The following is a 17,503-nucleotide window of genomic DNA, read 5'->3' as shown; positions in this document are numbered from 1 at the left end:
AATGTTCATTGTCGCGACATAATGACAGGCAGGTTTGACTGTACGAATATCACATAACCGAAATTTATCCCCATTATGACAGCTTGCTCTCTGTTTTCCTGAAATTAACGGTCTAACCTGATGTGGGTGAAAAACACTCAGGAGGGACAAATGTATAACTCAATTTTGGTTCCAATTGACATTTCGGAGGATAGCCTGACGCACATGGTTATCCCCTTCGTTCAGGCACATACAGCACTTAACACAGCTAAAGTCCACTTTCTTACCGTTATTCCATCGCTTCCATATTATTCATCATTAGGTCTGGCCTACTCCGTAGAAATGCCGAAGATGAAAGAGTTCCAGCACGCGGCCTTAGCAAAACTGGATGAAATTGTTAAGCAATTCAAAATCCCGGCAGACAAAATTCAGACTCACGCCGTGACGGGATCCCCTAAGGATCAAATCCTTAAGCTCGCTGACACGATCGGCGCCGACCTGATTATCATCGCCTCCCACAAACCTGATATATCGACATATCTGTTGGGTTCAAACGCTGCGGCAGTGGTACGGCATGCGAAATGCCCTGTGCTGGTTGTAAGATAAAAAACCGGGCGCGAAGCCCGGTTTTTCAAGCCAACACTTATGACTCGCTTCCGATAAATTACTTCACAAAAATGTGAGTCATGTTACGGCTCCTTTAGAGATTAATGTCTGACGTATTCTTACCTGTTCACGCAAAGCGCAAATGGCGATTGCAGATTTCCTATCAGCCAGCCATTACTTGAAGGCTCTATCTTTAGCGGGCGAACGGTACCTTCAGGAACGTAAAAGAAGCTGCTTTTGAAACTTTCATCATCAGCAGTATCTCGTGGATTTTTAACGTAGCGCGTATCTGTCAGTGAAATCTCACCTGGCCTGCTCATCTCATAGCTAAAGAGAATTGTACGCGAGATGATATGAACACCTCTTTCTGAATGGATATTACCCGACAGGACAGCCTGGCCATCGTGATTTTTATCCAAACGGAAAACAAACTCCAGCGTAGCGATGAAATCAGGTTCATGGTGGTTATAACGTACTATTGTGGAACAGTTTACATTTAACGCACTCTGTTTCTGACGCATGTGAACATAGAACCACACCGATAACGCCAGGACGACGAGTAAAATTACGGCCAGGCTACCTGTTTTTTTATTATTTGCGTTCATAACCACTCCAGTAGTTATTGAGGCAGGAAATGTATTTATCGTTTCTGGACGTACAGCGACTGATGAAAGCGCGTCCTTTGTTACCGTAAAGATATGACTCAGAAACCTGATACAAAAATGAGGCTCCCTCGAGACAGTTAATTCCATTCTCTTTCGCCAACTCGATGAATAATTCCTTTTTTTGTTCAGAAAGCGATGCGGAGTTTCTCTGTACTGTGTATACAGGGCACGATCCATAGTTAAAGAGAAAATAAGTTTTTAATTCTCTCACCTGAGCTAGATCTTTTGATGGAACCCTAAGCCCTAAGGTAATCAAGGTCGCGCTCATTAAAACGACTGCCAATGCCAGAGCGATAGGCCATTTTCTATATTTAACTCGCACAGGAGACCGTTGCTTTGCTATTTGCGCGTCATTTTTGTCATCTTCTAACCGAGACTCATCATCAGTAATGGGCTGAGTCTGAACCCTTACCTCGACATCACTATTAAACATAAAGCCAACGCGAGGCACAGTAGTAATACACTCATCGACAATCCCAAACTGTACGAAATGCTTTCTCAGTTCGGAGATGTATTTGTTTAGGGTGTGACTCGAAGAACGAAGACCGTGAGCATCCCAGACGCTATCCAGAAGTTCATTTCGCGTCAGAACCTGACCATGCTTTTCCAGAAGACATGCAAGAAGTCTGTTCATTGTCAGGGTCAGAATGACAGTAGAGCCTTCGTCTCCGGATGGCCATATAGCACCATCTTCCGATCGATAGAAAACCCTATTATCAATCACGAAAACCATCTCTGACTCCTTATCCATGATGGTAATTGAATGGTTTCTCTCGTTTCTGCAACTTACGGAAACCCATCAGCTTCTGTGTTTCATCCTAGCACAGCCAGGCGTGACAGCAGCTTTAGCAGTTTCATTACTTGTAAAATCGGACATTATCAGAATATTAATTTGTAATTTAACAAATCACCGATACATATACCTGCATTGTGTTTTTGGTTGATAGGATTGTTCGCAGAAGTGAATGAGCAGGTTCTTAATCTTCAGGAGCAGCCATCCGCCCTACCGCCATTCACAGCCCCGGTAACGAAGAGACCGCTCGGGTAGCGAATCCAGCATATAAGGAGCGACATTATGATAAGCACCAAAATGCTCATGAAGGCAGAACGTTTCTTCATCAAAGCTCGTACAGTGATTAGAGAAACAATCTTATCAGCGGAACTGACCAATGCTGAATTTGTTCCCTTCATTCAGCCGGTATGTAAAGGCGATAAGATCGTGGGCGGAGAGGTATTACTCAGAGTTCTCAAAGATGGGATTTACCAATCTCCCGAAAAATACCTTTCGGCAATGGAATCATGCGAGGTGATTAATGATGTCACTTGCAGTCTGATGTCTGATGTTAAAACATTTTTCGAAGGCTATGAAGGTACTCTACCTGATGACTTTTATCTCTCCTTCAACATCTGTGCTAGACAGTTGAACTCTTCAAGAGTTATTGATGCAGTGAAGGACTTTAAGAAAGTATTCGACGGACGCATTGCTGTCACGCTGGAAATTGTCGAACGCGGAACAATGAACCTGGACGATTTTGCACTCGATGCTATGCAACAGCTTACTGAGTCAGGTGTGCGATTTGCGATTGATGATTTCGGCAGCGGGAGTTCATGCCTTAAATATATTGAACATGCAGGTTTCTCAACAATCAAGATTGATAAATGCCTCACAATTGCCAGCAATGGATCATTAATCTATTCCGCGGTGATTGATTCCATTATCACTCTCGCAGAGCGGCTGCAAATTCATGTCATTGCTGAAGGTATAGAAGACAAAGAGCAACTGTCACTTTTGAAAGATAAAGGGGTGGATATTTTTCAGGGTTATCTATTTTCAAAACCTGTAAGCATGCACGAGTTTTGCACGCACATATAACATTTTTTCAAAATCATAAACACAGCAATTCGCAACCTATCATGGAAAGCATTACTTAAATAACAGTAGTGCACTCGACCTATTTGTTACAGATTTAAAATTACCACCGAGGACAAATTATATATGTCAGCTAACTTCTCAAACCCTCCAGAGTTTCCATCCTACAAAGGGCCAGAAGGAATTCTTTATGACTTTAACTATGGCGCGCGCGTTTTGCTTCCGGAAGGAAAATGGCACGTCATCTTAATGGATGACGACAGCGGCAATATTCTCTTCAGCTGTGATTCAGAAGGCGGCTGGGTAACCAGTAATAAAAAATATTACGTCCGCTTCCGCATTCAGGTATTCCACCAGGGATCGGTGAGCCCGGTCCTGGATGAAACGCTGGATATGAAGGACAAGCCCGTCGTCATCTTTTTCCCGACGGGTACGCTGGGCGACATGCTTGGCTGGTTCCATTACGCAGAGCGTTTTCGCCAGCTGCACCGCTGTCAGCTTGAGTGCGTCATGGGGCAGGAAATCATTGAACTGCTCAGCGCGCAGTATCCCGAGATCACATTCTCCACTAAGGACAATCTGCAGACGGTAAATCCCTACGCATCCTGGTATGTCGGCCTTTTCTTTAAGGGTGATACCACACATCAGCCCATCGATTTCAGGAAGGTCGGCTTCCACCGTAATGCCGGCTATATCCTCGGGGTCGATCCGCGGGAGTGCCCGCCCCGCCTGAAGCTGGATGCAGAGCGAAAAATTGCGGAGCCGTATGTCTGCATCGCCGCGCAGTCCACCAACCAGGCGAAGTACTGGAACAACGGCCATGGCTGGGCAGAGGTGGTTGCTCACCTCAAGTCTCTTGGATATCGGGTGCTGTGCATTGACCGCCATGCGCATTACGGCCAGGGCTTCATCTGGAACCATATCCCGCAGGGTGCCGAAGACTTCACGGGGGATATTCCACTTCAGGAGCGGGTGGACCTCTTAAAGCATGCGAGCTTCTTTATCGGACTGGGCAGCGGGCTGTCATGGCTAGCCTGGGCGTCCGGTATCCCTGTGGTGTTAATCAGCGGATTCAGTCTCCCCAACAGCGAATTTTACACCCCCTGGCGGGTGTTCAGCAGCCATGGCTGTAACGGCTGCTGGGATGACACGTCCGTTGATTTTGACCACGTGGATTATTTGTGGTGTCCGCATCACAAGAACACCCCACGTCAGTACGAGTGCACGAGTCTGATAACCGGTAAACAGGTCATCGGCATGGTGGACCGTCTGCATTCAGGATTAGTTGATAAGTAAGGGACGTAAATATGAACAAAATATACACCACAGTCTGGTGCGAATCTCGGCAGCAATGGATTGTTACATCCGAACTAGCGACCGGCTCCGGTCGCCCGAAGCTGACGCCGAAGAAAAGTGCTTTGGCGTTGCTGCTGGGTGCCGTGCTGCTGCCTTCAGGTCCGGTTATGGCTGCGGATTATGTGGGTGTGACAGTAGACGGAAGTACGGGTAATCAGGCGCTTTTTTCAGGCGATACAGCTACATCTACAACCATCAACAACGGTGGTTACCAGAGCATCAATCCTGGCGGTATAGCTACAAGCACCACCATCAACAACAGCGGCAATCAGTTCGTCTCAAGTGGTGGGAGAGCTAATAAAACCTTAATCAACAGTGGTGGGTCACAGCGTGTCTTTGGTGGTTTAGCCGCCACTACGACCATCAAAAACCAGGGTGCGCAGCACATCTCCAGTGGAGGTTCGGCCACAAATACCACAATCAACAGCGGTGGTGAACAGTACATATACAGCGGAGGCTCAGCCACGGATACCATTATCAGTGGCGGGACACAGAGCATATACGGCGGGGGCTCGACCACCTCTACTTACATTAATCGTGGTGGTGAACAGTACATATACAGTGGTGGCTCGGCCACCTCTACTACCATAAACAATGATGGTAAACAGTTCATCTCCAGCGGGGGCTCAGCCACAAATACCATTATCAGTGGCGGGACACAGCGCATATCGGGCTCGGCCACCTCTACTACCATCAGTGGTGGTTTGCAGCATGTCCTCAACGGGGGCGCAGCTACCTCTACCGCTATTAATTATGATGGTTATCAGTTCGTCTACAGTGGTGGCTCGGCCACCTCTACTACCATCAGTGGTGGTGGTTACCAGACCATCTCCAGCGGGGGCTCAGCAACGAATACCATTATCAGTGGCGGGACACAGCGCATATACGGCGGCTCCGCCACCTCTACCATCCTCAATAGTGGCAGTTATCAGGATGTCTCCGGTGGTGGCTCGGCCACCTCTACCATTATCAATAGTGGCAGTTATCAGGGTGTCTCCAGTGGTGGCTCGGCCACCTTTACTGACATTAATAGTGGTGGTCAACAGTTCGTCGGCATTGATGGTTCGGCTACCTCTACCACCATCAGTGGCGGTTTACAGCAAATCTACAGCGGAGGCGAAGCCACCTTTACCGCCATTAGTGGTGGTTATCAGTACCTCGACAGCGGTGGCTCGGCCACCTCTACCACCATCTACAGAGGTGGTGTTCAGACTATCTCCGATAGCGGCTCGGTCGCCTCCTCTACCACTATCTACAATGGCGGGACACAGCGCATCTCCAGCGGGGGCTCAGCCACCACTACTGACATTAATAGTGGCGGGACGCAGCGCATATCCAACGGGGGCTCGGCCACCTCTACTGACATTAATAGTGGTGGTCAACAGCACGTCGACAGTGGTGGTTCGGCTACCTCTACTACCATAAGTGGTGGTTTACAGCAAATTTACAGCGGGGGCGAAGCCACAAATACCATTATCAGTGGCGGGACACAGGGCATATACGGCGGTTCGGCTACCTCTACCACCATAAGTGGTGGTTTACAGCAAATCTACAGCGGGGGCTCAGCCACGGATACCATTATCAGTGGCGGGACACAGAGCATATACGGCGGCTCGGCCACCTCTACCATCATCAACAGTGGTGGTACTCAGCACGTCTCAGGCGGTATTGCCACCTCAACCATTATCAACAGTCATGGTCAGCAACATGTCTCGAGTGGCGGTTCGACCATTGATACCCTCATCGAAACCTGGGGCAGTCAGAACGTCTACGATGGTGGCTCGTCCACTTCAACCACACTTGATGGTGGTAACCAGTATTTAAGTGGTGGCACTGCCATATCCACTACCATCAACAGTTCCGGAGCCCTGTATGTCGCAAGTGGCGGCATGGCCAAATTCACTACAATTAACGTCGGAGCTCAGGGTATATTCAGCGGCGGCTCGGCCACCTCTACTGATATTAATAGTGGTGGCAAGCAGCACGTTTACGAGGGCGGCGCAGCAACCTCTACCGCCATTAATAGTGGTGGATACCAGCACATATACAATGGCGGCTCGGCCACCTCTACTGACATTAATAGTGGTGGTCAACAGTTCGTCGGCAGTGGTGGTTCGGCCACCTCTACTGACATTAATAGTGGTGGTCAACAGTACGTCTCCAGTGGCGGCTCGGCCACCACTACTGACATTAATAGTGGTGGTCAACAGTACGTCTACAGTGGCGGCTCGGCTACCTCTACTGACATTAATACTGGTGGCACTCAATACGTATCAAATGGAGGCTCAGCCACCTCTACTGAGATTAATAGTGGTGGTTTGCAGCATGTCCTCAGCGGGGGCGCAGCTACCTCTACCGCCATTAATCATGCTGGTTATCACTTCGTCGACAGTGGTGGCTCGGCCACCTCCACCACCATCTACAGTGGTGGTTATCAGGTTATATCCAGCGGAGGCTCAGCCACAAATACCATTATCAGTGGCGGGACACAGCGCATATCGGGCTCGGCCACCTCTACTGACATTAATAGTGGTGGGCAACAGTACGTCGGCAGTGGTGGTTCGGCCACCTCTACCGACATTAATAGTGGTGGCTCTCAATACGTATCAAATGGAGGCTCAGCCACCTCTACTGACATTAATGGTGGTGGTTATCAGTACGTCTACAGTGACGGATCGGCCACCTCTACTACCATAAGCGGAGGCATACAGACCATCTTTGATGGCGGCACTACTACAAACACCACCATCCACGGCGGCAAGTCCTGGCTGATGACCGGTGCAGTGGCCAACGGCGAAACCAGCGTAAACGCCGGTGGCGAACTGCTGATGAACGCCGGTTCTCTCGCAACGGACGTAAACATTCAGGGAGGCATCCTCTCTATTAACGACCTTTCCGATGCCACATCCGGCCAGACCACGGCTAAGGTCGGTAATCTCTCCATGAACGGCGGTAACGTCAACTTCCTGCGCAACAGCGACGGTGAATTCGCGAAGCTAACGATTACGGAGCTGACCGGCACCGGGAACTTCCTTCTGAACACATCTCTCGCAGACCGTAAAGGCAACTTTGTCACTATCGAACAGGGCACTGGTCATTTTGGTATTGCCGTAGCTGACTCCGGAAAAGAGATATCAGATCACACTGATTTGACGCTGAACCTCATCCATGAGAAAGGCGGTGACATTGATTTTGAAATGGTCACGGCTTCAGGGCGAAGCACCAGAATCGTTGACGGCGGTACGTACATGTACACCCTTTACAGCCAACAGAATAAGGACGGCCTCAACGGTGGTAACGTCTGGTACCTCGGCGCAATGGGTGGCGAGAACCCTGGCGGCGAGAACCCTGGTGGCGAAAACCCTGGCGGCGAGAACCCTGGCGGTGAGAACCCTGGCGGTGAGAACCCAGGTGGCGAGAATCCGGGTGGCGAGAACCCTGGAGGTGAAAACCCGGGCGGTGAGAACCCAGGTGGCGAGAACCCTGGCGGCGAGAACCCTGGCGGCGGTGAGAACCCTGGCGGTGGCGAGAACCCTGGCGGCGGCGAGAACCCCGGTGGCGGTGAGAACCCGGGCGGCGAGAACCCGGGCGACGGTGATAACGGAAACGAGGGAGGTAACAACAACGGCGGCAAGAAGCCGATGACCACCCCAGCAACCGATGCCATTCTGGCCATGTCCAATGCAGGTCTGAAAGTCGTCCATTCCGAGCTAGATGGACTACGCACGTATCGCGCTACTCTGGATAAAACCGGACCGGAAAGCAACGTATGGGGACACTACCTCGGAAGTAAAAGCGATATTGATACAAGCAATGGCGCGGCCTATCAGCTTAGCCAGAACGGTATGGAGATCGGTGCTGACACCAGGACAGACTTTGCGCGCGGCAGCCTCGTCACCGGCGCATTCATGTCCTTTAGCGATAACAAAGTGAAACATGCCCGCGGCGGTACAAGCAAAATCGACAGCTACGGTCTCGGCCTGTATGCAACCTGGTACGACGCAAGTGGGTTCTACGCTGACGGTGTAGTCAAAGGTAACCGTCTCAACAACAAACTGAGAGCGGTCATGACCAATGGTGGTAGAACCGGCGGTGACTGGAAGCAGTATGCACTCAGCACAGCCGTTGAAGGTGGTTATCAGTTCGATCTCAATGATGATGTTAGCATCACGCCTTATGCGCGCCTGGCCTTTGTTCAGATGACAAGTGAGGATGTGAAACTCAGTAACGGCATGAAAGGTAATACGGGCTCACCGCGTTCTGTCACGGGTGAAGCCGGTGCGAAGATTGCCGGGAAGTTCAATATTGGCTCGACTGAGTTCAAACCTTACCTGTCAGCTGCGGTGTTGCAGGAGTTTGCTAACTCCAATGAGGTCACGATCAATGAGCGCAATCGCTTTGACAACAACGTCAAAGGCACATCAGGCAAGTACGGTCTGGGTGCATCGGTTAACGTTAGTAAAGACGTAACCTTGTACGGTGAGGCTAATTATCGTCAGGGCAGCCAAATCGAGACACCGATTCAGGGTGTGGCAGGTATCCGTATCGGATTCTGATGTTACCAGAGGGGCCTTAGGGCCCCTTTTCACTTTGTTCTGAGATGTTCAGGTTTTTTTATGCCTCACATAATTTTGACGAAAGATGTTTTTTTGAATAAAGCGCTGTCTGTCATCCTCCAGCAAGCGTCCCCCAGCAGAAAGGTTTGCATTGTAGATATTGAATCATTCAGAAGCCTCGGTGCTATTTACAACCTTCTGAAAAGGAAGAAACTGACGGAAAAACACCAGGTGATCTTCATAGGTGGCAAGGATGTCAGTTCAAGGGTCCTGGAGCCACTTGTGACGATCTACAGGAAATCGTGCTTTGTGGAGTTTAGAAAACAACTCACTTGCGGACGGATGCATTCTCCTGAGTATGCGTTGAACCACATATCGCGGTGCAGGAGTCTCAGTATGCTTTCAGCCCAGGAAAAGAAGACCCTTTTCGCCCTGCTGGATACTGACGATACTTACGCTGCCGCGAGAAAAATTTACCTGTCCCCCAAAACTATCTATACCTACACCAATAATATCGGGCACAAACTTAATCTCAATTCGATACTGCAAGTCAGGCAATTTATTCATTCTGAATTCGAATAGTCGTAGCGGGAATAATACAAAAAAAACCGGGCGTGAAGCCCGGTTCTTTTTTCTGACGAGACTAACCTTATTCGCTCAGCCCGCGATTCTCCAGCATCGGTTCAATCTTCGGATCGTGCCCGCGCCAGTTGCGATAAAGTTCAGCTAAATCCGTGCTGTTACCACGGGACAAAATCGCCTCGCGGAATGTTTGCCCGTTTTCACGGGTCAGGCCGCCCTGTTCAACAAACCACTGATAGCCATCGTCAGCAAGCATTTGCGTCCACAAGTAGGCGTAATATCCCGCCGCGTAGCCGCCGCCGAAAATATGAGCAAAATAACTGCTACGATAGCGCGGCGGTACTGCGGCCAGATCCAGCCCCTCTTTTTTTAACGCTGCCGCTTCAAAATCCTCCACGCTCGAAACAGCCTCACCGATGCCGTGCCAGTTCATGTCCAGCAGCGCGGCGCTCAGCAGCTCCGTCATGTCATAGCCCTTGTTGAAATGGGTCGCGTTGAGCATGCTTTCCCGCAGCGCGTCCGGCATCGGTTCACCGGTTTCGTAATGGCGCGCGTAGTGTGTAAACACCTGCGGGTGGCTGGCCCAGTGCTCATTAATTTGTGACGGGAATTCAACGAAATCACGCGGCGTATTGGTGCCGGAAAGCGTGGCGAAACGCTGGCTGGCAAACAGGCCGTGCAGCGTATGGCCGAACTCGTGGAACAGGGTGATCACGTCATCCCAGGAGAGAAGCGCGACGCCGCCGTTAGCCGGTTTTTGGTAGTTACAGACGTTGTAGATCACCGGACGGGCAACAAACTCGAAGGATTGCTCGACGAAATTCCCCATCCAGGCCCCGCCCTGCTTGGAATCGCGGGCAAAGAAGTCGCCGTAGAACAGCGCCATGCCCTCACCGGTGTGGTCGAAAATTTCCCAGACCCGGACGTCCGGGTGATACACCGGGATATCGAAGCGCTCCACAAAGCGGATGCCAAACAGCTGGCTGGCTGCCCAGAAGACGCCATCGTGCAATACGGTATTGAGTGCAAAATAGGGTTTGATTTGCGATTCATCGAGGGCATATTTTGCCTGACGCACGCGCTCGGCATAAAAAGCCCAGTCCCAGGCCTGCACGGTGAAACCACCCTGCTCGTCGTCGATGACTTTCTGAATATCGGCCTGCTCGCGCTCTGCACGGGCGCGGGCGGCAGGCACAATGCCGCGCATAAAGGCCAGCGCGGCGTCCGGAGTTTTCGCCATCTGGTCGGCGATGCTCCAGCTGGCGTAATCCTCAAAGCCCAGCAGGTGGGCCTGCCGCGCACGCAGCGCCGTAAGGCGGAGGATCAGCTCGCGAGTGTCGTTCTCATCCCCTTTCTGGGTGCGCGTCCAGCCTGCGTTGAACAGGTTTTCGCGGGTCTGACGATTGCGCAGTACGGAAAGCGCGGGCTGCTGGGTCGTGTTCAGAAGCGGGATCAGCCAGCGATCGTTTAGCCCTCGCTCCGCGGCAGCCTGCGCCGCGTCGGCGATCTCGCTGGCGCTGAGCCCGTCAAGCTGGTGCGCGTAATCCACCACCAGCCCGCCCGTCTTATCGGCGGCCAACAGACGCTGGTTGAACTGGCTGGTCAGGGTGGCCGCCTCGGTATTCAGCGCCTTCAGCTCGGCTTTTTCTGCTTCATTGAGACGCGCGCCCGCCAGAATAAACCGCTGCCAGGTCTCCTCGACCAGCCGACGGGATTCGGCGTCCAGCGCGGCACGGTCCTGCCAGACGCTCTCCACGCGGGCGAAAAGCACGTCATTCAGCCAGATATCGTTCGCCAGCGCGGCAAGCTCGGTGGAGAACTGCTCCTCAAGCTCCTGTAAATACGCATTGGTGTGCGCGGAGGTCATGGCGAAGAACACGCTGCTGACGCGCGCGAGCATGGCGCCGCTTTTCTCCAGCGCCAGCACGGTGTTGGTGAAGTCCGGCGCAGCGGTTTGAGACACAATGGCGTCAATGTCCGCCCGCTTCTGGCGAAGCGCTTCATCAAAGGCCGGGCGATAGTGTCCGTCGTTAATTTCATCAAAACGGGGGGCCTGGTAAGGCAGCAGGCTGATGTCAAAAAAGGGATTCGTGGCCGTCATCTTTCGCTCCTGAGTACGGGTATCCTCCCAGAGTAGGCCAGGCCGCCATCCCCTGCAACGCCGTCATACAAATGTTGCCTTAACGCACCCTCTGCGGCCGTGCTATGTTAGTACAACACAAAAAGCGTTGAGGAACAGTGAGATGATTATTTTAGTTACCGGGGCAACGGCAGGTTTTGGTGAAAGCATCACGCGTCGCTTCGTCGCCAACGGGCACAAGGTTATTGCGACCGGTCGCCGCCAGGAGCGCCTGCAGGAGCTGAAGGACGAATTAGGCGACAGCATCCTGACCGCGCAGCTGGACGTGCGTAACCGCGCGGCCATTGAAGAGATGATTGCCAACCTGCCCGCCGAGTGGCGCGCCATCGACGTGCTGGTCAACAATGCCGGTCTGGCGCTGGGGATGGAGCCCGCGCACAAAGCCAGCGTTGAAGACTGGGAAAACATGATCGACACCAATAATAAAGGGCTGGTCTATATGACCCGCGCGGTGCTGCCTGGCATGGTCGAGCGCAACCGCGGCCACATTATCAATATCGGTTCCACCGCAGGAAGCTGGCCGTATGCGGGCGGCAACGTCTATGGCGCGACGAAGGCGTTTGTGCGCCAGTTCAGCCTTAACCTGCGTACCGACCTGCACGGCACCGCCATTCGCGTCACCGATATCGAGCCGGGCCTGGTGGGCGGCACCGAGTTTTCCAACGTGCGCTTCAAAGGCGATGACGCGAAAGCGGGCAAAACCTACGAAAATGCTAACGCGCTGACGCCGGAAGATGTGACCGAAACGGTCTGGTGGGTGGCGACGCTGCCAAAACACGTCAACATTAATACCGTAGAAATGATGCCAGTCAGCCAGAGTTTTGCCGGACTTAGCGTCCATCGTGGCTAAATCTGCCCTTCCCGGCCTGCGGGCCGGGTCTGTTTCGGGTTCTAAAAGAATGGTAGTATGTTCAGGCTAACTCTCTGAGAAATGACAACTCATGGCCGCTGAATCGCAACTCAATCCCACCCAGCCCGTAAACCAGCAAATCTATCACATTTTGCGACGTGATATTGTCCATTGCCTGATCCCACCGGGAACGCCGCTTTCTGAAAAAGAGGTCTCCGTGCGTTTTGACGTTTCCCGTCAGCCGGTCCGTGAGGCGTTTATTAAGCTTGCTGAGAACGGACTGATTCAGATCCGCCCGCAGCGCGGCAGCTACGTGAACAAAATTTCACTCTCGCAGGTACGCAACGGCTGTTTCGTTCGCCAGGCCATTGAATGCGCGGTGGCGCGTCGTGCCGCAACGCTTATCAACGACAACCAGTGTTACCTGCTGGAGCAGAACCTTCACCAGCAGCGTATTGCCATTGACCGTAAGCAGCTGAATGATTTCTTCCAGCTTGATGATGAATTCCACCAGAAACTGGCGCAGATTGCGGATTGTCAGCTGGCCTGGGACACCATCGAGAACATCAAGGCCACCATTGACCGCGTGCGCTACATGAGCCTCGATCACGTCTCCCCGCCGGACATGTTGCTCCGACAGCATCATGATATTTTCAGCGCGCTTGAAAAACGCGATGCGGACGGCGTGGAAAAAGCGATGACGCTGCATCTGCAGGAGATCAGCGAATCCGTTCAGCTTATTCGTCAGGAAAATAGCGAGTGGTTTAGTGAAGAGTAATATTCGCCGCCCCCTTGCGGGTGCGGCGGCGTGATTAGCGAACGACTAACACCGGGATCGTAGCGTAGCGCAGAATAGATTCTGCGTTTGAGCCCAGCAGATGGGTGGAGATGCTCGGATTTTTCGACCCGATGACAATCGCATCATATTCCCCCTCCTTGCTCAGCTTGATAATTTCATCGCGGACGTTGCCAAAACGCACCATGCTGTGAATATTCTCCGGGGCGATATCGAACAGTCTTTTTAACTCATTCATTTTCTTCCCGGATTCCGCGGTCATATACTCTTCAAACTTTTTAATATCGGCGTTGAACCCGCGCAGCAGAGACCGGCTGCTGGCTGGCAGAATGTTGACCAGGGTAATCGACGCGCCCTCTGCCTTCGCCAGGTTTGCCGCGTGGCGAACCGCTTTGTCGCTCAAATCCATTTCAAACACGTCTACAGGCATCAAAATGCTCTTATACATAAGCCTGACTCCTTATTCCGATGAAGGGTTATTTCCTGCACCCAGAATGACATCTGGAATATAAACCAACCCTCAACGCTTCCCTGTCGAAACTATCAGTTAATGAAAATAACGGTCTGCTTTGTAAATTCCTGTCCTGAACCGTCAGCGCCCGACGAAATAAAGAAAAAAGTGTGAGTTTGATCAAAAACAAAAACATGAGGCGCGGACAGGCGTATTTATATGCCCCGTGAACGGCAAACCTGAAATAGCGCCGTAACGAACAGGTTAGAGAGGAGAATATACCATGATGACATACGACCGTAACCGCAATGCAATCACCACCGGCAGCCGCGTCATGATTAGCGGCACGGGCAAAACTGGCGTGATTAAAGCGATCCACAGCGACGGGCTGGATGCCGCGCAGGTGCGCCGCAGCAAAACGGTTGAAGTGGAAGGATGCGAGGGTAAGTTCGAGCCGATTGAGCTGATTCGCCTGGGGATGCACTAAGCTGTGCGCAGACATGCCGCCGCGCGCGGCGGCATGTGCTGAATTACCGTTGGGACGCGTACTGCGCCACGGTTGCTTTCGCGCCCTGTTGCAGCAACGACCGGTACGCGGTCATCACCGCAGCAACGAAGCGCGGCTCCTGCGGTAACGCTTTACCAAAGATGGCCTCAATGCCCAGAAGCGCGTTAACCCGACTTTCCCCTTCCGCACTTCCCTTCACTGCCGCCTGAATCACCGCCAGCTGCGGATCGCTCACGTCAATGGCGTTACCCTGCTCGTCCACGCCGCCGACATAGCGCATCCACCCCGCCACGCCCAGCGCCAGCAGCGGGAAAGGCTTCTGGTGCACCAGGTGCCAGCGCACGGAGTCCAGCATACGCTGCGGGAGCTTCTGGCTGCCGTCCATCGCGATTTGCCATGTCCGATGGCGCAGGGCCGGGTTGCTGTATCGGGCAATCAGGAGATCGGCATAGCGGCCTAAATCAACACCCTTCACTTTCAGCGTCGGGGCCTGCTCGTTAAGCATCAGCGCGCGCGCGGCGAGGCGGTAGTGCTCATCTTCCATACAGTCATTGATATGCTGGTATCCGGCCAGATAGCCCAGGTACGCCAGGAACGAGTGGCTGCCGTTGAGCATGCGCAGCTTCATCTCTTCAAACGGGATCACGTCTGACACCAGCTCGGCTCCGGCTTTTTCCCACTCGGGACGTCCTGCCACAAAGTTATCCTCGATCACCCACTGGCGGAACGGTTCACAGGCTACTGCCGCGGGATCGCGTACGCCGGTCAGCTGCTCAATTTTATCCAGCGTATCGGGCGTAACCGCCGGCACGATGCGGTCCACCATGGTTGACGGGAAGGTAACGTTAGCCTCGATCCAGTCCGCTAGTTCGCCGTTTACCGCCCGGGCGTACGCGCAGGTGACGTTGCGCATCACGTGGCCGTTCTCCGGCATGTTGTCGCAGGACATGACGCTAAACGCAGGCAGACCCGCCGCTTTGCGACGCGCCAGCGCTTCCACCACCACGCCCGGCGCGGATTTCGGCTGGTGCGGGTTTTGCAGGTCGGCGACGATAAACGGGTGATCGAGCATCAGCTGTCCGGTCGCCGGTGAGTGGCAGTACCCTTTCTCGGTGATGGTCAGCGAGACAATCGCCACCTGAGGTTCACACATCGCTGCCAGCACGGTCTCCAGGCCGTCAACCTGCGCATGCAGCGCCTTTTTGACTACGCCAACCACGCGGGAGGTCCAGGCATCGGCAGACATTTCCGCCACGGTATAAAGATTATCCTGCGCGTTCAGATCGGCAATCTGCTGCTCGCCGCCAATCAGGTTAACCTCACAGTAGCCCCAGTCGCTGCCGTGCTCGGCGGCAAGAATGTCGGCATACACCGCCTGATGCGCGCGGTGAAATGCGCCGAAGCCTAAATGTACAATGCGTGCTTTAAGGCTGTCGCGATCGTACTGAGGCAGCGTCGCGTTGGCCTGTAATAAGGTGTTTTCCATGATTAAGACTCGTTAATTAGAAAGCTGTGGATCGCTGCCGCTCCTTCTGAAGCGGCAGCGCCTGCTGACTACACCAACTAGAATGGCAGTCGGGGTAAAAAAGTAACTGCCATCAACCATACTGATACTGCCGTTTGATATTTTGATTTATATTAACTTTTGCTCATGTGGTGTGACATAAACATAAAGTTGTGTGATAGGTCACGCAAGATATAAACCATTAGCGTCGTGAAGAGACCGCCCCGTAACCCACACGCGCTTCTGGCGCGGATTCCGCTGCATCTTGCGCGGCGCTCAAATCACGGTCGCGCACTTCCGGCATCAGGATCGCCGAGACCAGCCCAATCACAGAATAGGCCACCAGCATGGCGACAATCGGCCACCAGGAGCCGGTCATATTGCAGAAGATCCCCGCCAGTACCGGACCAAAGCCCACCGCCACCAGACCGCCCGCCTCTTTCGAGATAGCCATACGGGTAAAGCGATTTCGCGAGCCAAACATCTCCGCCATGGTGATATTTTCCAGCGCAAACAGCCCGAGAACGGCGACGTTATGGATAACGATGATCGAGAGCATGATTGTCCCCGGCGCATAGCTCTTATCGACGATGATCGACAGCATCGGGTACGCGAGCAGAATGGCGGAGATATTGAGGATAATGTACGGCAGACGGCGTCCCACTTTATCGGAAAGCCAGCCCAGCAGCGGAATGGAGATAAACCCGAGAATGGAGCTGATCATCAGCGCATCGGTAGGGATGGCTTTATCGAACAGCAGCGTCTGGACCAGATACCCGGCAAGGAACGTCTGGATCAGCCCCGAGTTGCCCGCCTGACCGAAGCGCAGGCCGGTCGCCAGCCAGAAAGATTTACTTTTCATCATTGAACCCAGCGATGTGTCCGGCTGCACGGTTTGTGCGTCGTTCACTTTCTCGAACACCGGGCTCTCTTTCAGGTTCATACGCAGCCAGATGGCGAAGATCATCACCACGACGCTGGCGAGGAACGGCACGCGCCAGCCCCAGGCGATCAGCTCTTCACGATCGAGAGCAAAGAACATCACCGCCCAGATCGCCGTGGCGCTCAGCGTCCCGCAGTTAGTGCCCATCGCCACCAGCGAGGAGATGATGCCGCGTTTGCCTTTCGGCGCGTACTCCGCCAGCATGGTCCCGGCCCCGGAAATCTCCGCCCCGGCCCCGAGCCCCTGAATGATACGCAGCGTCACCAGCAGAACCGGGGCAAAAATCCCAATCTGCGCATAGGTTGGCAGGACGCCAATCAGCGTGGTGCAGATCCCCATCATGGTGATGGTGATAAACAGCACCTTCTTACGGCCAATGCTGTCGCCCATTCTGCCGAAGATAAAGGCGCCGACAATACGTGCTATGTAGCCTGCGCCGTAGGTCCCCATCGCGAGGATCAGCGCCATCGCGGCTGACTGTTCCGGGAAAAAGATCTCATGGAAGACCAGGGCGGCCCCCAGCGAGTAAAGCTGAAAGTCCATAAACTCCAGGGCGGTGCCCAGCCAGCCGGAAACGGCGGCTTTCACCAGGTCGGAGGTGGTTCTTTGAGGTTGTGCTTGCGTCATAATGGCTATCTCTGAAAGGTAAGATGCGTACCACCAGAGCCTGTCTGCGCAGGCTCTTAACCGCGTATAG

General features: G+C 53.1%; 13 protein-coding genes. 7 read left to right on the top strand and 6 right to left on the bottom strand.

Features of this window, described 5'->3' with window-relative positions:
* Positions 1–150: 150 nt before the first annotated feature.
* Positions 151–585, top strand: coding sequence for a universal stress protein UspF (uspF, locus tag L370_RS05145; RefSeq protein ID WP_023335555.1), 435 nt, complete (start codon positions 151–153; stop codon positions 583–585).
* A 119-nt stretch (positions 586–704) separates the two neighbouring features.
* Here uspF and L370_RS05150 read toward each other — a convergent pair whose 3' ends face one another.
* Positions 705–1,190: a hypothetical protein gene (locus tag L370_RS05150; protein ID WP_023335554.1), complete on the bottom strand. Its 486-nt coding sequence runs from the start codon at positions 1,188–1,190 to the stop codon at positions 705–707.
* The gene (locus tag L370_RS05155) at positions 1,177–1,983 is read right to left on the bottom strand and encodes a winged helix-turn-helix domain-containing protein (protein WP_023335553.1); all 807 of its coding nucleotides are present in this window, start codon (positions 1,981–1,983) and stop codon (positions 1,177–1,179) included. The genes L370_RS05150 and L370_RS05155 overlap by 14 nt, the downstream gene beginning before the upstream one ends.
* Positions 1,984–2,325: 342 nt before the next feature.
* Between L370_RS05155 and L370_RS05160 the strand changes: the two genes are divergently transcribed.
* The 3 genes from L370_RS05160 to L370_RS22330 all read left to right on the top strand — a co-directional run bounded on the left by L370_RS05160 (position 2,326) and on the right by L370_RS22330 (position 9,032).
* Complete coding sequence (locus L370_RS05160) at positions 2,326–3,123, top strand: EAL domain-containing protein (protein ID WP_023335552.1); 798 nt, start codon at positions 2,326–2,328, stop codon at positions 3,121–3,123.
* A 123-nt stretch (positions 3,124–3,246) separates the two neighbouring features.
* On the top strand, positions 3,247–4,416 hold the full coding sequence (locus L370_RS05165) for an autotransporter strand-loop-strand O-heptosyltransferase (protein ID WP_023335551.1): 1,170 nt from the start codon (positions 3,247–3,249) through the stop codon (positions 4,414–4,416).
* Between the two features lie 11 nt (positions 4,417–4,427).
* Positions 4,428–9,032, top strand: a complete 4,605-nt coding sequence (locus L370_RS22330) for an AIDA repeat-containing protein (protein WP_023335550.1) — start codon at positions 4,428–4,430, stop codon at positions 9,030–9,032.
* A gap of 649 nt (positions 9,033–9,681) precedes the next feature.
* Here L370_RS22330 and dcp read toward each other — a convergent pair.
* Positions 9,682–11,715, bottom strand: coding sequence for a peptidyl-dipeptidase Dcp (gene dcp, locus L370_RS05175; protein ID WP_023335548.1), 2,034 nt, complete (start codon positions 11,713–11,715; stop codon positions 9,682–9,684).
* A gap of 142 nt (positions 11,716–11,857) precedes the next feature.
* Here dcp and ydfG point away from each other — a divergent pair, with 142 nt between their 5' ends.
* Both ydfG and L370_RS05185 read left to right on the top strand, forming a co-directional pair.
* Complete coding sequence (gene ydfG, locus L370_RS05180; protein WP_023311558.1) at positions 11,858–12,604, top strand: bifunctional NADP-dependent 3-hydroxy acid dehydrogenase/3-hydroxypropionate dehydrogenase YdfG; 747 nt, start codon at positions 11,858–11,860, stop codon at positions 12,602–12,604.
* Positions 12,605–12,695: 91 nt separating this feature from the next.
* Positions 12,696–13,382, top strand: coding sequence for a GntR family transcriptional regulator (locus tag L370_RS05185; protein WP_023335547.1), 687 nt, complete (start codon positions 12,696–12,698; stop codon positions 13,380–13,382).
* A 34-nt stretch (positions 13,383–13,416) separates the two neighbouring features.
* On the opposite strand, the gene L370_RS05190 is transcribed toward L370_RS05185, so the two are convergent.
* Complete coding sequence (locus L370_RS05190; RefSeq protein ID WP_023335546.1) at positions 13,417–13,848, bottom strand: universal stress protein; 432 nt, start codon at positions 13,846–13,848, stop codon at positions 13,417–13,419.
* 286 nt (positions 13,849–14,134) lie between these two features.
* Between L370_RS05190 and ydfZ the strand changes: the two genes are divergently transcribed.
* Positions 14,135–14,338 (top strand): putative selenium delivery protein YdfZ, encoded by a 204-nt coding sequence (ydfZ, locus tag L370_RS05195; RefSeq protein ID WP_014883679.1) that lies wholly within the window; start codon positions 14,135–14,137, stop codon positions 14,336–14,338.
* Between the two features lie 43 nt (positions 14,339–14,381).
* Here ydfZ and L370_RS05200 read toward each other — a convergent pair whose 3' ends face one another.
* Together L370_RS05200 and L370_RS05205 are read right to left on the bottom strand one after the other, a co-directional pair.
* Entirely contained in the window at positions 14,382–15,845 is a 1,464-nt protein-coding gene (locus L370_RS05200; protein WP_023335545.1) for a mannitol dehydrogenase family protein, read from the bottom strand.
* Between the two features lie 220 nt (positions 15,846–16,065).
* Positions 16,066–17,433, bottom strand: coding sequence for an MFS transporter (locus L370_RS05205; protein WP_023335544.1), 1,368 nt, complete (start codon positions 17,431–17,433; stop codon positions 16,066–16,068).
* Positions 17,434–17,503 lie beyond the last annotated feature (70 nt).

Origin of the sequence: Enterobacter sp. MGH 24 (assembly GCF_000493015.1) — a bacterium.
Taxonomy (GTDB): Bacteria; Pseudomonadota; Gammaproteobacteria; order Enterobacterales; family Enterobacteriaceae; genus Enterobacter.
Note: the sequence above shows the minus strand (reverse complement) of the source record. Positions and strands in the feature narration are given on the sequence as shown.

Coding starts and splice junctions, on each gene's coding strand:
- uspF (WP_023335555.1), top strand. CDS start 151: ATGTATAACTCAATTTTGGTTCCAATTGACATTTCGGAGGATAGCCTG.
- L370_RS05150 (WP_023335554.1), bottom strand. CDS start 1,190: ATGAACGCAAATAATAAAAAAACAGGTAGCCTGGCCGTAATTTTACTC.
- L370_RS05155 (WP_023335553.1), bottom strand. CDS start 1,983: ATGGTTTTCGTGATTGATAATAGGGTTTTCTATCGATCGGAAGATGGT.
- L370_RS05160 (WP_023335552.1), top strand. CDS start 2,326: ATGATAAGCACCAAAATGCTCATGAAGGCAGAACGTTTCTTCATCAAA.
- L370_RS05165 (WP_023335551.1), top strand. CDS start 3,247: ATGTCAGCTAACTTCTCAAACCCTCCAGAGTTTCCATCCTACAAAGGG.
- L370_RS22330 (WP_023335550.1), top strand. CDS start 4,428: ATGAACAAAATATACACCACAGTCTGGTGCGAATCTCGGCAGCAATGG.
- dcp (WP_023335548.1), bottom strand. CDS start 11,715: ATGACGGCCACGAATCCCTTTTTTGACATCAGCCTGCTGCCTTACCAG.
- ydfG (WP_023311558.1), top strand. CDS start 11,858: ATGATTATTTTAGTTACCGGGGCAACGGCAGGTTTTGGTGAAAGCATC.
- L370_RS05185 (WP_023335547.1), top strand. CDS start 12,696: ATGGCCGCTGAATCGCAACTCAATCCCACCCAGCCCGTAAACCAGCAA.
- L370_RS05190 (WP_023335546.1), bottom strand. CDS start 13,848: ATGTATAAGAGCATTTTGATGCCTGTAGACGTGTTTGAAATGGATTTG.
- ydfZ (WP_014883679.1), top strand. CDS start 14,135: ATGATGACATACGACCGTAACCGCAATGCAATCACCACCGGCAGCCGC.
- L370_RS05200 (WP_023335545.1), bottom strand. CDS start 15,845: ATGGAAAACACCTTATTACAGGCCAACGCGACGCTGCCTCAGTACGAT.
- L370_RS05205 (WP_023335544.1), bottom strand. CDS start 17,433: ATGACGCAAGCACAACCTCAAAGAACCACCTCCGACCTGGTGAAAGCC.